Origin of the sequence: Saxibacter everestensis (genome assembly GCF_025787225.1) — a bacterium.
Classification (GTDB): Bacteria; Actinomycetota; Actinomycetes; order Actinomycetales; family Brevibacteriaceae; genus Saxibacter; species Saxibacter everestensis.
Genome location: NZ_CP090958.1, coordinates 1,412,093 through 1,426,841 on the forward strand (window position 1 = coordinate 1,412,093; position 14,749 = coordinate 1,426,841).

Genomic DNA, 14,749 nt, shown 5'->3' on the forward strand with positions numbered 1-14,749 from the left:
CACTCTCTCCTAGTTTTCTCCTGCCTGCAGAAAGGCTCACTCTCGTGACCTCCGCATTGAAACGCGTCACCTTCGGGTGGCAAATCCTGATCGCCCTCGTTCTAGGCATCGGACTGGGCTTGGTGGCCCAGCAACTTCCGGTGCCGGAGGGCGCGGAAAGCAACTGGCTGGGCGCAACGCTGGCCACCATCGGCGAACTGTTCGTCCAGCTGCTCCGGGTCATCGTCATCCCGCTGGTCGTTACCGCGATCATTGCCAGCATCACCAATCTGAAGAACGTCACCAACGCAGCACGGCTCGCCGGCAAGACGCTGTTGTGGTTCTGCATAACCGCCCTGATCGCGGTGGCGATCGGAATGACAATCGGCCTGGTCACCCAGCCGGGCGCCAATACGACGATCAGTCAGGACGCCGCCCAGAATCCGGAGAGCACTGGCAGCTGGTCGGACTTCCTCACCGGTCTGTTCCCGGTCAATATCCTCGGACTCTCCGCCGACACCAGCCTGGAAGCCCCGGCCGCAGGAGGGGCGCCTGTCGCCAGCACCGAGCTGAGCTTCAACGTGCTTCAGCTCGTCGTCCTTGCCCTGGTGATCGGGATCGCCGCGCTGAAGGTCGGCAAGCCCGCCGAGCCGTTCCTCGCCTTCAACCGCTCGCTCCTTGCCATAGTCTCCAAGGTGCTGTGGTGGGTCATCCGGCTCGCGCCGATCGGAACCGTAGGCCTGCTGGGCAACGCGGTGGCGAATTACGGCTGGGAAGCCCTGTCGCCGCTGGCCGTCTTCGCCGTCGATGTCTATATCGGCTGCGCCATCGTTATGTTCGTGGTGTACCCGCTGCTGGCCAAGGCCCACGGTCTCTCGGCGCGCAAATGGTTCAGTGGCGCCTGGCCGGCCATCCAGCTCGGCTTCGTATCCCGTAGCTCGGTGGGCACTCTGCCAATGACCCAGCGCGTGACCGAACGCAACCTCGGTGTCCCGCAGGGATACGCCTCCTTCGCCGTGCCGTTCGGCGCGACCACGAAAATGGACGGCTGCGCAGCGATCTACCCCGCCTTGGCAGCCATCTTCGTCGCTCAGTTCTTCGGGATTCAATTGCAGATCAGCGACTATCTGCTGATCGCTTTCGTCTCCGTGATCGGTTCGGCGGCGACCGCAGGACTGACCGGAGCAATCGTTATGCTGACCCTGACACTGTCGACGCTCGGTCTGCCGCTGGCCGGCGTCGGCCTGCTGCTCGCGGTTGATCCGATCCTGGACATGATGCGCACGGCGACAAATGTGGCCGGGCAGACCCTGATCCCGACCCTCGTGGCCAAGCAGGAGAAGATTCTCGACGTCGACCGCTACAACGCTGTGCGCAGTGATAACGGCTTCGTTCCCGAGGCGGGCGAGACGATCGCTGCCGAGCAGGACGGCGCGCGGGATCTGGAGCCCAGCCGCTAAAGCTGGACGACGTCGTCGTCCTCGTCGTCATTCACGACCTGGTTCTTGGCCACGACGGTCAGGCCGCTGTCTGTCACCGTGAAGCCGCGCGCCCGATCGAGCTGATGGTCGATTCCGACAGTCTCGCCCGGCGGGACGACGACGTTCTTGTCCAGGATGGCGCGATGCACGCGGGCGCCTTCGCCAATGCTGACGTTATCCATCAGCACCGAAGACGTCACCGAGGCCATCGACTCGACGCTCACCGCGGGCGCTAAAACCGAATGGTCGACGTGCCCGCCGGAGATCACCACGCCCTGGGCGACGATGGAGTCCGTCGCACGTCCCGGCCGCTGCTGGTCATCGTGCACAAACTTAGCCGGCGGTAGCGCGTCCTGCCGGGTGTAGATCGGCCACTCCAGGTTGTAGAGGTTGAAGGCCGGCACCGGCGAGATCAGGTCCATATGCGAGTCGTAGAACGAGTCGATCGTCCCGACATCACGCCAGTATTGCCCGTCACGGCCACTGCTGCCGGGCACCACGTTGTTGCTGAAGTCATAGACGTTGGCCCGGCCTTGCCGGACGAACTCCGGAATGATGTCGCCGCCCATATCGTGGGCACTGTTCTCATTCTCGGCGTCGGCGCGGACCGCGTCCACGAGAGCCTTGGCGCTGAAAACATAGTTGCCCATCGAGGCAAGGAACTCACCGGGCGAGTCGCTGAGTCCCTCGGTGTGCTCGGGCTTCTCCCTGAAGGCGGCGATCCGTCGTGGATCGTCGACTTCGGTTTCGATCACACCGAACTGGTCGGAGAGGTCAAGCGGCTGGCGGACCGCGGCAACTGTGGCGTCCATCCCGGACGCCACGTGCTCGTCGATCATCTGCTGGAAGTCCATCCGATAGACGTGATCGGCACCGGCGACGATGACAACATCGGGCTTGGCGTCATAGATCAGGTTGAGGCTCTGGTAGATCGCGTCTGCGCTGCCCAGGAACCAGCTCTTGCCGACCCGCTGCTGCGCAGGAACAGAGGCGATATAGCTTCCCGATTGAATCGAGAACCGCCAGGTTTCCGAGATATGCCGGTCCAGGCTGTGCGACTTGTACTGAGTGAGCACGACAATTTTCCGCAGTTCGGAATTCACCAGGTTCGACAGCACGAAGTCAATCAGTCGATAGCCACCGGCGAACGGAACTCCGGGCTTGGCGCGGTCAAGGGTCAACGGCAAAAGACGCTTACCTTCTCCGCCCGCCAGCACTATCGAGAGCACCTTGGTCTTGGCCATATCCGTCCTCTTCCGTCGCGAGCGCAATTCAGTTCGTAGCTTGATGAGCCTAACAAGTCCTGCGGTGATCTAGATTAGGACTCGTGCGAGTAGACATAATAAGCAAAGAATTTCCGCCAGAGGTTTACGGTGGCGCCGGCGTGCACGTGGCAGAGCTGAGCGCCGTGCTCGCCGCACGCCTGGACGTAAGGGTCCGCTGCTTCGGCGCCGAGCGTGCCGCCAGCAACGTCACTGCCTATCCGGACCTTCCGCAGCTGGAGAACGCGAACCCCGCGGTGAGAACGCTCGGTGTGGACCTGAGCATGGTTGGCGACGTGGCCGGTGCGGATGTCGTGCACTCACACACCTGGTATGCCAATATGGCCGGGCATCTGGCCGGGCTGCTGCACGACATACCCCATGTCGTGAGCGCACACAGCCTTGAGCCGCTGCGTCCCTGGAAGGCAGAGCAGCTCGGCGGGGGATACGCGGTGTCATCTTGGGCGGAACGCAGCGCGTACGAGGGCGCGGCGGCCGTGATCGCCGTCTCGAACGGGATGCGCGCGGACATCCTGCGGGCCTACCCGCGGCTGGATCCGGAGAAGGTGCACGTGGTGTACAACGGCATCGACACCGACGCCTGGCGACGAGACGAGGGCACCGAGCTGATTCGGCCGCTCGGCATCGACCCGGCCCGGCCCAGCGTTGTGTTCGTTGGCCGGATCACCCGGCAAAAGGGTCTGCCTTATCTGTTGCGCGCGGCCGCCCGGCTGCCAGCCGAGGTTCAGCTGGTGTTGTGCGCGGGCGCCCCAGACACCCCGGAGATCGCAGCCGAGGTCAGCGGACTGGTCGGTGAGTTGCAGCGTAAACGCGAGGGCGTTGTCTGGATCGATCGGGTGCTGCCGCGTGCCGAACTCTGCCAGGTGCTCAGCCACGCGACCGTGTTCGTCTGTCCATCGATCTATGAACCGCTGGGCATCGTGAATCTTGAGGCGATGGCGTGCGGCGCTGCAGTGGTCGGCACGAATACCGGCGGCATTCCGGAGGTGGTGCAGGACGGCGTCACCGGCCGGATCGTGCCGATCGATCAGCTGACCGACGGCACGGGTACCCCGACTAACCCGGATCAATACGTCGCCGACCTTGCGGCCGCCCTGATCGAGATGGTGGCCGATCCCGAGCGGGCCCGGAAAATGGGCCTCACCGGACTGGAGCGGGCCAGGCAGCAGTTTTCCTGGCACAGCATCGCCGAGGACACCATCAAAGTCTACGAGGCCGCGCTGCGCGGCTGAGCCGCCCGGCTTGTCGTGCCGATAGCCTCCGCCTTCCGCTGGGGGATGACCCCGGAGAAGTTGGGGGTCGTACCTCATGGTGCCAGCCCGTGGCGCACACATAGCGTGAAAGCATGAATCTCGACGCGGTAATTGAGACGCTCGCATCCGGACCCTGGGCACTACCGGTGATGTTCATCTGCACGGTGATCGATGGCTTCTTCCCGCCGGTGCCCAGCGAGTCGCTCGTGATCGGCATGTCGACAGTTGCCCTTGGCGTCGACCCGTGGCGATTGATTCCGATCGCGCTGCTGGGGTGGGCAGCCGCGGTTGCGGGGGATAACCTCGCGTACTTGATTGGCCGGCGGTGCAAGTTCCATCGGCTCCGGCTCTTCGCCGGCCCCCGTGCGCAGCGCGCCGTTGCCACGGCGGAGAAAGCCCTGCTGCGTCGCGGCACCTCGGTCATCCTGACGGCTCGCTTCATCCCGATCGGCCGTGTCGCGGTGAACATGGCTGCCGGCTCACTGGGCTACCAGCGGCGCCGATTCTTCATTGCGACCGTGATCTCAGGTGGCCTGTGGACGGCGCAGGCGCTGTTCTTCGCGCTGGTCGGCCATGTCTGGTTCGGAGCTCACAGCACCGTCGCGGCGGTCGTGGTCGGCATCGTTCTGGCGGTTACGGTTGGTCTGATCATCGATGCCGTGGCGCAGCGCAGGTCGGCAATCGACCGCCGGGCGGCTGCCGTGGAACAATCCAAGAGTGCCGAACGCCACGATTTCACGCCTACGCAGTGAGTCGCGCACGGTCCGGGCCCGGATGCTCGCGGCAATGCTCGCGTTCATGACGGCCGGTCTGATCATCGCGGGCAGCGTGTCGTACTCGCTCCAGCTCGCTGCGCTGAACGAGCGGGTGAATTCAGACCTGCTGCAGGAAATCGACGAACTACGCCGGGTGTCCGAGCGGGGTGTCGTCACCAATGCCGGTGTGTCGCCGCACATCACGGTCGACAGCCTGCTGAAGACGGCGATGCAGAGTGGTATCCCGGCCGGCTACGAATCGTTCGTGGCGATCATCGATGGCAAGGTGCGGTACCTTCCCGCCGGACAGCACGATATCGACCTTGGCGATGGCCGGATCGTCCGCGCGGTGCTGGACCAGGCCTCACCCGACCGGATCGTGACGACGGATACCCGGGCCGCCGGCGAGACCGTTCGGCTTGCCATTGTCCCCGCCACCGTCGAAGGCGATCAGGCTCAGGGCTACTACGTGATCGGCAACGCGATCGGTGCCCAGCGGTCGAACATCTATCGCGCCGCGCAGACGTATGCCCTGGTGTCGCTGGCAACGGTCGCGCTTTCCGGGCTGGTCGGCGCCGTGCTGATCGGCCGTCTGCTCCGACCGATCAAACGGCTCCGCGAGGCGACCGAGCAGGCGAGCCTCGAAGACCTGACCAGGCGGGTCGAGGTACCGGATAGCGGCGACGACGTGGCCCAGCTGGCCGGCCGCTTCAACATGATGCTCGACCGGCTCGAGCTCGGTTTCAAGGAGCAACGCCGCTTCCTTGACGATGCGGGCCATGAGCTGCGCACGCCGCTGACGATTGTCCGCGGCCACCTCGAGGTACTCGCGGTCGATGACCCGGAGGACGTCCGCCAGACCAGGCACCTAGTGCTCGACGAGCTGGATCGGATGCAGAGGCTGGTGCACGACCTGTTGCTTCTCGCCAAGGCTCGGCGGCCCGATTTCATCAAGCCGGGCCCGGTTGACCTCGAACAGCTCGTCGTCGATGTCCACGACCGGGTGCGGCTGCTCGCCCGACGGGACTGGACGTTCGACCAACGCGCCGGCGCGATAATAGTTGCCGATCGGGAGCGGCTCACCCAGGCACTTATTCAGCTGGCAGCGAACGCGGTGAAGTTCACCGGTGCGGGCGACACTATTGCGCTCGGCTCCGCGGTGGACGAGACGGAGGCCACGGTGCGGCTGTGGGTGCGTGATTCCGGTCCAGGGATCGAGGCGGATGACCGGGAACGAATCTTCGAGCGATTCGGTCGCGCGAAGGACGTTGGCCGCGGCGTGGAAGGTTCCGGCCTGGGCCTGTCGATTGTCTCCGCCATCGCCGATGCACACGGCGGGGCGGTGGAGCTGGACTCAGTTCCGGGCCAGGGAGCGACGTTTATCCTGGTGATCCCGATGCATACGCTAGGAAAGCAGAAGTCGTGAAGCGAATCCTGATTGCTGAGGACGAACAGCGAATCTCAATGTTCATGCTGAAGGGCCTCAAGGCGGCTGGCTTCACCCCGACTGTGGTCGACGATGGGATAACGGCGCTCGACTACGCGTCAGGCGCCGATTTCGACCTGATGATTTTGGATGTCGGGTTGCCGCGGCTGGACGGTTTCAGTGTGCTGAGAGAGCTCCGTTCCCGGGGATCCCGGCTACCAGTGGTGATGGTGACGGCAAGGGACTCGATCGATGACACGGTAGCCGGCCTCGAGGGTGGCGCCGACGACTACATTCCTAAGCCGTTCAGGTTCGAGGAATTGCTCGCCCGGGTAAAGCTCCGGCTGAAGGACCAGGGCGGCGCCGGCGCCGACGATGTGCTGCGCTGCGGCGGGCTGGAGCTCGACGTCCGAACCCGGGTAGCCAGAGTAGCCGGCCGGGAGATTGAACTCTCTGGTCGCGAGTTCACTATGGCGGACGCCTTTATGCGCCATCCGGGACAGGTGCTGTCCCGGGAGCAGCTGCTGAGCCGGGTGTGGGGCTACGACTTCGACGGCGGTTCAAACGTGGTCGACGTCTACGTGCGGTACCTGCGGCTCAAGTTGGGAGCCGAACGTTTTGTCACAGTGCGTGGCGCCGGATATCGCCTGGTCGATATCCCGTAGCAGCTCCTGACTGGCTGGATTTGCCGGCCCGCCGTCACGGCAGATGAGAAAGTTCTCATCGCCGTCTCATCTTCACTTCATTTCCCGCTGCGCAGACTTAGTAGTGATTCGGCGTCGTTCGCCTATATCGCGCCGATACCGGCGCGGGCACCAGCTTCAGGAGTGACAATGAGGGTTCTCAAGGTTGTTTTGTTCTCGCACGATTCGGTCGGGCTTGGACATATTCGGCGCAACCTTGCCCTCGCCCACGCGCTGAGCGATTCGCTGCCTGGGCTGCTCGGCGTCCACGTCAGCGGACTGCTGGTCACCGGAGAGGCAGCTGCCACGAAGTTTCCCGCTCCGGCCGGCTGGGACTGGTGCGTCCTGCCCGGTATCAGAAAAAGCAGTGCGGGCTACCGACCGCGGCGGCTCGAAATGGATATGGGCAACTTCACCAGCCTCCGTTCCGACCTGCTCACGGCTGTTCTGCTGGGGTTCTCACCGGATCTTTTCGTGGTCGACCGCCATCCAACCGGCGTGCACGGCGAACTCGAGAACGCGCTAACTGCCCTGCGCACCGAGGTGCCAAACTGCCGAACCGTTCTCGGCCTACGTGAGATCCTGGACTCACCCGGGGCCGTGGCGCCCGAATGGACTGCAGTCGGCGGCCCGGGGCGAATCAAGGAACTGTTCGATCGAATCTGGATCTACGGCGATCCGGCGATCCACAATCCATTTGCAACCGGGGAGGTCCCCGGGGAACTGCAGGGTATGGCCGACTTCACCGGGTACCTCGCGGCCGGACGAGCGCACGTCGCGGGTCCGCCGCTGCTGACCGGCCGCTACGTCATGTCTATGGTCGGCGGTGGCTCTGACGGTCGGGCGCTGGCGGAACTGGCCGCGCAAGCCGAACCACCGCCGGGAGTCGGGCATCTGATAGTGACCGGTCCACAGATGACCGACGAAGACCGCACAGCGGTCGAGGCGCGAGCGGGAGAGCGGGCAACCGTGGTGCAGACGGTGCCCGACATGATCAGCCAGATCAGGCACAGCAAGGCGGTCGTTTCGATGGGTGGCTACAACTCGGTGTGCGAGCTGATGGGCACCAACGTGCCGGCCCTGATCGTGCCGCGGTCTTCGGTCCGGGCCGAGCAACGTCTTCGGGCCGAAGGCCTGGCCGCGGCCGGCCTGGTCGAACACTGCCGGCAGCGGGACCTCAGCCCGGCCCGGCTGACCGAGTGGTTCGCCCGGAACCTGGACAAGCGGGTGCTTCGCGGCGGTCTGCAGCTTTCCGGGCTGCGCGTCGCCGGCGAACTTGCTGCACAGCTACTCGATGGCTCGCCGCCATCGGCACGTGCGTATTCTGCTCGGGAGGTGGCGGAAAGTGCGGCAGTCTGAACGGATCGGCTATGTGCTGAAAATGTACCCGCGCTTCTCCGAGACATTCATCGTCTCCGAGATGCTCGCACGTGAGGCCGCAGGCGAGGAGCTTGAGATCTTCTCGCTGCGGCCACCGGTCGATCCCCGTTTTCATGCCGCGCTGGCCGAGGTACGCGCGCCAGTGACGTACCTTGATCGGCCGAACAAGGCCGAGACATTCTTCCAGTTGGTACGTGACTGCACAGCCGCGGTGCCGGGATTCACGGACATGCTGGCTGCACACCTCGACGAGCTGTTCGCGGCAAGTGCCGATAACGCATTCCAGGCGATCTGCCTTGCCCGGCACGTTCTTGAGCGTGGAATCACCCACCTGCACGCCCACTTCGCCAGCGTGGCGACGAGTGTTACCAGGCTGGCAGCGATGATAGCGGGCGTCCCGTTCTCGTTCACGGCGCACGCCAAGGACCTGTTCCACGAAAGCGTCGACGAAATTGAGCTGCGCACCAAGCTGCGCGCAGCCGACCACGTCGTCACCATCAGTGACTTCAACCTCAGCTATCTGCTCACCCGGTTCGGTGCGGACGCCGCCAAGGTGCGCAGGGTGTACAACGGGCTGCTGCTGGAGCGGTTCCCCTACCGCGAACCCGCAGAATTGCATGAACCGATCCGGATCGTCGCCATCGGCAGGCTCGTGGAGAAGAAGGGTTTCGCCGATTTGGTCCGGGCGGTGAAGAAACTGTCCGGAGCAGGTGTAGGTGTCGAGGCGGTGATCGCCGGCGGTGGCCCGCTGGAAGACGAACTGCGGCAGCAGATCGCCTCCGCAGGACTGTCCGGTCGCATCACGCTGCTCGGTGCACAGCCGCAGCACCGGGTTGCCGAGCTGCTTGGCACCGCTGACGTCTTCGTCGCGCCCTGCGTGCACGGTTCAGATGGCAATGCCGACGGGCTTCCCACGGTGCTGCTCGAGGCGATGGCCAGTGGGGTTCCCTGTGTTGCCACCGGGGTCACCGGCATTCCCGAGGTGATCCGGGATGGGGAGACCGGAATCCTGATCCAGCCCGGTGACGCCGCGGCACTGGCCGATGCGATCGGCAGGATTGCCTCGGGGGAGGCTGATCGATGCCTTTTGACGAAGAACGCCCGAGCCCTGATCGAGCAGGAATTCGACTCGCGCCACCAGGCTAGGCAGCTCGCCAGGCTTCTCGTCGGAGCCGAGGTGCCGACATGCGCGTAGCCTACGTTTGTGTCGATCCCGGCATTCCAGTGTTCGGAGCCAAGGGAGGCTCGGTTCACGTTCAGGAAATCATCCGCGCCTGGCGGAGACGCGGCGCCCAGGTGACCGTGTACTGCACCCGGCGCGGCTCCGCTGTGCCGGCAGACCTCGACGACCTGGACATCGTTGAACTTCCCGTGCGCGCGGAGTCGGCCGGCGACCGGGAGTCGGAGACCGAACGGCGCTCGGTACAGCTTGCCGGGCTGATCGAAGCAGCCGGCACCGATCTCGTCTATGAACGATTCTCTCTGTTCAGCAGGACGCTCGAGCTCACCGTCGGTCGGCTCGGTATCCCGGCGATCCTCGAGGTCAACGCCCCACTGATCGACGAGCAGGCTCGGCATCGGGTCCTCGCCGACCGCGCGGCCGCGGAGCGCTGCCTGCTTGGCGCGGCCCGGGCGGCGAGCGTCGTCGCCTGCGTCTCTGCCGAGGTGCAGAGCTGGCTGCGGGGAGCGGTGCCTGAGGCGTGCACGATCGTGGCCCCGAACGGCGTGAACACCGAGCGGATCACCCCGGCAGTTGGAGGGTGCGCGGCCGGGCTGACCGTCGGCTTCGTCGGCACGCTGAAACCCTGGCACGGCGTGCATCGCCTGCTCGACGCTGCCGCGCTGACTGGTCGTGACTGGAAGCTGTTGATCGTGGGTGACGGGCCGATGGCGGATGATCTCCGCAGCCAGGCGGACACGCTGCGACTGGACGTCGAATTCACCGGCGCCGTCATGCCGGAGGCAATGCCTTCGATGCTTCGCCGCTGCGACGTCGCCGTCGCGCCGTATCCGCCGACTGAAAGCGGGACCGCCCACTACTTCTCTCCGCTGAAGGTTTACGAGTACTTCGCGGCCGGTCTCCCGGTAGTTGCCAGTGCGATCGGACAGTTGCCGAAGGTGATTGAGCACGAGGTCACCGGGCTCCTGGTCGATCCGCGATCGGTGCCCGAACTTGGCCAGGCGATCGCCCGGCTCGATGACGACCCGGGCCTCCGGCGTCGACTGGGAGCGGCCGCCAGGGAAGCCGCGGTGACCAGGCACAACTGGGACCGGGTGCTCGAAGGAATCCTCGCCGCGGCTCGAACTGACCGACGGCCGATAGAGCAGGGGGTGCGATGATGCCGAAGAGCCGGCTCAAGGTCTCGGCGTTACGGCGCACCCTGACCGCAATCAAACCTCACCTATCGGGACAGAAGCTGATGATCGGCGGCGGCCTGGCGGCGCTCTTCGCCGAAGTGCTGTTCCGAATCCTCGAACCCTGGCCGGTCAAGATCGTCGTCGATGCCGTGACGAGGAGCCTCGGCGCCGATCTCGGCGCACCCGGGCCCGCCGCGTCCCTTTCGCTTTTGCTCGCCTGTGGCCTCGCGGTCGTGGCACTGACCGGAGCCCGCGCGTTGTCGAACTACCTGTCAACGGTTGCTTTCGCCCTGGTCGGTTCCCGGGTGGCAACTGACCTTCGTGCCCGGGTGTTCCGGCATGTGCAGGGCTTGTCGATGCGATATCACGCCCGTTCGTCCAGGGGCGACACGGTGCAGCGACTGATCGGCGATATCTCTCGGCTACAGGAGGTTGCCGTCACCGCTGGGCTGCCCCTGATCGCGAACGTTGTCACCCTACTGGCAATGTCGGCGGTCATGTTCTGGCTCGACCCGCTGTTGACCGTCGTGCTCCTTGTCGCCGCGCTGTCGTTCTGGCTGATCTCGCACCGCAGCGCGGGAGCGATAACAGCGGCAGCCCGGTCGACCCGCAAAGGCGAGGGATCGCTGGCAACCACCGCGCAGGAAGCCCTAGGGGCGATGCGGGTCGTGCAGGCATATGGACTTGAGGACGCAGTCTCCAGACGGTTCAGCGCGAGCAACGGCATAACGCTGACCGAAGGGGTGAAATCCCGCCGGTTGGCGGCGGCATTGGAACGCCGCACCGACGTGATCGTCGGGATTGCCACCGCCGTCGTGCTCACCGGCGGCGGCTGGCGCGTGTCCACCGGGGAGATGACCCCGGGAGACCTGGTGATATTCATGACCTACCTCAAGACGGCAATGAAGCCGATGCGCGACCTGGCCAAGTACATCGGCCGGATTGCCCGGGCCAGTGCCTCGGGCGAGCGGGTAGCCGACCTGCTGGACGAGGCGCCGGATATCGAAGACCGGCCGGATGCCCGTGCCGCCAGGAACGTGCGTGGCCGGCTGACGTTCGAGGGCGTGACCGCCGAATACATCGACGGGCAGCGAGTACTCGACGGGCTGAACCTCGATATCCGGCCGGGTCAGCGGATCGCGTTGGTGGGGCCGTCCGGCGGAGGGAAGTCGACGCTGGCAGCGCTCGCGATACGATTGCTCGACCCCGCCGAGGGGTGCGTGCGGCTCGACGGCACCGATGTGCGGGAGCTGACCCTTTCCTCGTTGCGCGGCCAGGTGTCGATCATCTTGCAGGATTCGATCCTGTTCGCGGAATCCGTCCGGGAGAATATCCGGTTCGGCCGGCTCGATGCCGACGACGAACAGGTCGAACGGGCGGCCGAACTTGCACAGGCTGCAGGGTTTATCCGGGACCTCGAGCACGGTTACGACACAGTGCTCGGCGAAGGGGGTGACACGCTTTCCGGCGGCCAGAGGCAGCGGATAGCGGTTGCCAGGGCACTGCTGCGCGATGCGCCGATCGTCATCCTCGATGAGGCGACCAGTGGCCTGGATCCGTTGGCAAAGGGCAAGGTACTCGCCGCCCTCAGCGAACTCACCAGCACCCGCACCACGCTGAGCATCACACACGATGCGGTCACCGCCCTCGATAGCGACCTGGTCGTCTGGATCGATGGCGGCCGGGTTTTGGAACAGGGTAGGCCGCAGGATCTGGCCCGGCGGCCCGGCTCGCTGTTCGCGGGATGGCTGGCGGATCATGATCCGGCGCACCGTCAGATGGCCGAGCAGCCATGAACCCCGCCGACAGCAGACTCCTCGTCGCCGATCCGGACCTGCCCGCGCTGCGGCCGGTTCTGGATCCAGAGGTACTGTGCGCGCTGGTCGGCTATCCGGCCGTGGTGAGCAGAATCCGGTACAAGCCCGGAACCTCAATTGTGGCAAAACTCAGTCATGATGCCGGGGGCGCCGATGACTGGATCGCGGGGTATGCTCCGCACGCGCTCGCCAAACTGGAAAAGCTCGGCGATGGCGCCCGGGTGCTGCAGCTACCGGACGGTCCGGGCTATGCGGCGGTGGGCCCGCTGCGGGCGGATCGTGCCTTGCACCGGCCGCTGCGCCGGCTCGAATCTGACTGGCAGCTGGTCAGGTACAACCCGAACCGCCGTGCCGTGCTGCGGGTCGAAAGCCGGTTCGGTCAGCTTGCAGTGAAAGTGACCAGGCCAAGCCAACAGGCCGACGCCGCGGTCACCAGCCACCTCTCTGCCAGCCATGACTGGGTGCTGCCGCCCGTCGCAGGTTATGCCGGAGCGGATCATGGCGTCACAGCCACCTCCTGGTGGGGCAAAGCCAACCTTGCCGATCTGCCGGAAACCAAAACAGCCGAAACGGCCGGCCGCGCCCTCGCCGCCATCCACGGCGGAGCTGCCCCCGACTGGCTGCCCCTGCGGCAACCAAGCCGGCTCTCGCACCGCTTGCACAACCAGCTGAAGGCGATCAAGCACATTCTGCCGGACAGCCTGGGCGCGGCGACCGCTTCTCTCGGCAGAATCTCTGGTCGGATATCGGAGCTGCCGCAATCCACTGGCCTGGTGCACGGGGACTTTTCAGCGGATCAGGTTCTGGTCGATGACGCCGAGGTGCGGTTTGTCGATTTCGACCGGGCTATGGCCGGACCTCAGCTGATGGACCTGGGCAGCTTCGCGGCTGCAGCCATCCTCGATGATCAGGAATTCCTGACTGCCGGGTTGCTCGAGGGTTATGCGGCAGGCGGCGGAGGAACCAGCTTCCGGATGGACGACCTGGCTGCCTGGACTGCATTCGGCGTGGCGTTGCGCCTGCTGGAGCCCTTTCGCGACCGTGAGTCCGGCTGGGATGAGCAGCTGAGGCATCGGCTCGACCTGATCGACGGGCTGCTCTGATGAGTGCCGATACTCGGGCCGGCCGTGGTCTCGCAGCCATGTGGACGCGCGCCCGCAGCGGGGCTGCGCTACCGCTGCTGCTTAAGGATGAAGCTCTTCGGGATTGGGAAGTCAAGCGGGCGTGGCCGGGACGGGCCGGCGAACTCGTCGTCGAACTTCACGCCATGCAGGACGGGCAGACGGTGCAGCAGATTACTGCCGGACGAATCTTCGCCGATGGCACGCATGCAATCGACCCGCCGGGCACCGACCCGCGGCTGAATTCACTATCGAGATTTGCCGCCGACGGGCAGGTGATCGTGCACCGACGTGGCAAGCGGGCTGTCGTCCGCCGGGGCGAGGGATCGTACGTCAAGGTTGTTCGCCGAAACCAGGCGGAGGAACTGGCCGATCAGTCCCGTCTCGCCGCGAAGCTGACAGCAGGCACGGGCTTCCAGGCACCGCGCCTGCTGCGTGTGGCAGATGACTGGATCGAGCATGCGGAGCTGCCGGGTACCTCGCTATTGCAGCTTGGCATGTCCAACGCGTCGGTTGGGCAGTGGCGGGCGGTCTGGGAGCAATGGGCGAACGCGTGGCCACGGTTCGTCGCCGGCGGCCGGGAAAAGCTGACGACCGCGGTTTGGCCACCGCTGCACGACGCCCTCCGGGAGGCCGAGCTACTGGACAATGCGGTGCGCAAGGCGATAGCTTTCGACGTTTTCCCGGTGCCGACCGAACGGCTGAACCTCGCAGCGGGGCGGATTATCGATGCACTGTTGCGCGGCGAATCTGATCAGCATGTGATCGCCCACCGGGATCTGCACGACAAGCAAATTCTGGTACAGCCAGGGCCGGTCGGCGAGGTGCCCATCGGTCTGCTGGACTTTGACACCACCGCGCGGAGTGAAGCCGCTCTTGACCTTGCGAACCTGGCGGTGCATCTCGAGTTTCGGTACGCACAGGGGTTGTTGAGCGCCGAAAGATGGCGGATCGGCAGACGCGCCATTGACTCTGCATGTGCCGCGCTGGATGTGACTCCGAGTCGGTTTGTCGCGTATTCGGATGCCACGAGGCTCCGGATGGCATGTCTGTATGCCTATCGGCCGAGATGGGCAGGGCTTGCAGTGGGCAGGATACTGGAATTGTGTCGTAAATGACGTTGCCGCCGGTCGTTAAAGGGCGCTGCCCGTCGGTGATGTCGTTACCGGTCATCTGCGATGCTGCCGGTCGTTGCCCGGATGAAAATGACCTG

12 protein-coding genes are annotated in these 14,749 nt (G+C 65.1%); 11 read left to right on the top strand and 1 reads right to left on the bottom strand.

The features are described 5' to 3' along the window. The first annotated feature begins 44 nt into the window (after positions 1 to 44). Positions 45 to 1,439 carry a dicarboxylate/amino acid:cation symporter gene (locus LWF01_RS06840; protein WP_349640287.1) on the top strand — a complete coding sequence of 465 codons (1,395 nt, stop codon included), beginning with the start codon at positions 45 to 47 and terminating at the stop codon, positions 1,437 to 1,439. Here the strand turns inward: LWF01_RS06840 and glgC are convergent. Further along, the gene (glgC, locus tag LWF01_RS06845; protein ID WP_349640288.1) at positions 1,436 to 2,704 is read right to left on the bottom strand and encodes a glucose-1-phosphate adenylyltransferase; all 1,269 of its coding nucleotides are present in this window, start codon (positions 2,702 to 2,704) and stop codon (positions 1,436 to 1,438) included. The two genes, LWF01_RS06840 and glgC, sit on opposite strands and share 4 nt — an antisense overlap. A gap of 83 nt (positions 2,705 to 2,787) precedes the next feature. On the opposite strand from glgC, the gene glgA reads away from it, so the two are divergent. The 10 genes from glgA to LWF01_RS06895 all read left to right on the top strand — a co-directional run bounded on the left by glgA (position 2,788) and on the right by LWF01_RS06895 (position 14,654). Beyond that, positions 2,788 to 3,975: a glycogen synthase gene (glgA, locus tag LWF01_RS06850; RefSeq protein WP_349640289.1), complete on the top strand. Its 1,188-nt coding sequence runs from the start codon at positions 2,788 to 2,790 to the stop codon at positions 3,973 to 3,975. Between the two features lie 113 nt (positions 3,976 to 4,088). Then, positions 4,089 to 4,748 carry a DedA family protein gene (locus tag LWF01_RS06855; RefSeq protein WP_349640290.1) on the top strand — a complete coding sequence of 220 codons (660 nt, stop codon included), beginning with the start codon at positions 4,089 to 4,091 and terminating at the stop codon, positions 4,746 to 4,748. Beyond that, positions 4,714 to 6,177, top strand: a complete 1,464-nt coding sequence (locus LWF01_RS06860) for a sensor histidine kinase (protein WP_349640291.1) — start codon at positions 4,714 to 4,716, stop codon at positions 6,175 to 6,177. Before LWF01_RS06855 ends, LWF01_RS06860 begins: the two co-directional genes overlap by 35 nt. Then, a complete protein-coding gene (locus LWF01_RS06865) occupies positions 6,174 to 6,842 on the top strand; it encodes a response regulator transcription factor (protein ID WP_349640292.1) in 669 nt (222 codons plus the stop codon). The genes LWF01_RS06860 and LWF01_RS06865 overlap by 4 nt, the downstream gene beginning before the upstream one ends. A gap of 168 nt (positions 6,843 to 7,010) precedes the next feature. Beyond that, the gene (locus LWF01_RS06870; RefSeq protein ID WP_349640293.1) at positions 7,011 to 8,219 is read left to right on the top strand and encodes a glycosyltransferase family protein; all 1,209 of its coding nucleotides are present in this window, start codon (positions 7,011 to 7,013) and stop codon (positions 8,217 to 8,219) included. Beyond that, positions 8,206 to 9,435 (top strand): glycosyltransferase family 4 protein, encoded by a 1,230-nt coding sequence (locus LWF01_RS06875; RefSeq protein ID WP_349640294.1) that lies wholly within the window; start codon positions 8,206 to 8,208, stop codon positions 9,433 to 9,435. Before LWF01_RS06870 ends, LWF01_RS06875 begins: the two co-directional genes overlap by 14 nt. Then, complete coding sequence (locus tag LWF01_RS06880; protein WP_349640295.1) at positions 9,426 to 10,580, top strand: glycosyltransferase family 4 protein; 1,155 nt, start codon at positions 9,426 to 9,428, stop codon at positions 10,578 to 10,580. Before LWF01_RS06875 ends, LWF01_RS06880 begins: the two co-directional genes overlap by 10 nt. After that, on the top strand, positions 10,577 to 12,394 hold the full coding sequence (locus LWF01_RS06885) for an ABC transporter ATP-binding protein (protein WP_349640296.1): 1,818 nt from the start codon (positions 10,577 to 10,579) through the stop codon (positions 12,392 to 12,394). Before LWF01_RS06880 ends, LWF01_RS06885 begins: the two co-directional genes overlap by 4 nt. After that, positions 12,391 to 13,518 (top strand): phosphotransferase family protein, encoded by a 1,128-nt coding sequence (locus tag LWF01_RS06890; protein WP_349640297.1) that lies wholly within the window; start codon positions 12,391 to 12,393, stop codon positions 13,516 to 13,518. Before LWF01_RS06885 ends, LWF01_RS06890 begins: the two co-directional genes overlap by 4 nt. After that, on the top strand, positions 13,518 to 14,654 hold the full coding sequence (locus LWF01_RS06895; protein ID WP_349640298.1) for a hypothetical protein: 1,137 nt from the start codon (positions 13,518 to 13,520) through the stop codon (positions 14,652 to 14,654). The genes LWF01_RS06890 and LWF01_RS06895 overlap by 1 nt, the downstream gene beginning before the upstream one ends. Positions 14,655 to 14,749 lie beyond the last annotated feature (95 nt).

What these genes read in the sequence shown, in the direction of transcription:
- glgC (WP_349640288.1), bottom strand. Translation starts at nt 2,704, where the DNA reads ATGGCCAAGACCAAGGTGCTCTCGATAGTGCTGGCGGGCGGAGAAGGT.
- LWF01_RS06855 (WP_349640290.1), top strand. Translation starts at nt 4,089, where the DNA reads ATGAATCTCGACGCGGTAATTGAGACGCTCGCATCCGGACCCTGGGCA.
- LWF01_RS06870 (WP_349640293.1), top strand. Translation starts at nt 7,011, where the DNA reads ATGAGGGTTCTCAAGGTTGTTTTGTTCTCGCACGATTCGGTCGGGCTT.
- LWF01_RS06880 (WP_349640295.1), top strand. Translation starts at nt 9,426, where the DNA reads ATGCGCGTAGCCTACGTTTGTGTCGATCCCGGCATTCCAGTGTTCGGA.
- LWF01_RS06885 (WP_349640296.1), top strand. Translation starts at nt 10,577, where the DNA reads ATGATGCCGAAGAGCCGGCTCAAGGTCTCGGCGTTACGGCGCACCCTG.
- LWF01_RS06890 (WP_349640297.1), top strand. Translation starts at nt 12,391, where the DNA reads ATGAACCCCGCCGACAGCAGACTCCTCGTCGCCGATCCGGACCTGCCC.
- LWF01_RS06895 (WP_349640298.1), top strand. Translation starts at nt 13,518, where the DNA reads ATGAGTGCCGATACTCGGGCCGGCCGTGGTCTCGCAGCCATGTGGACG.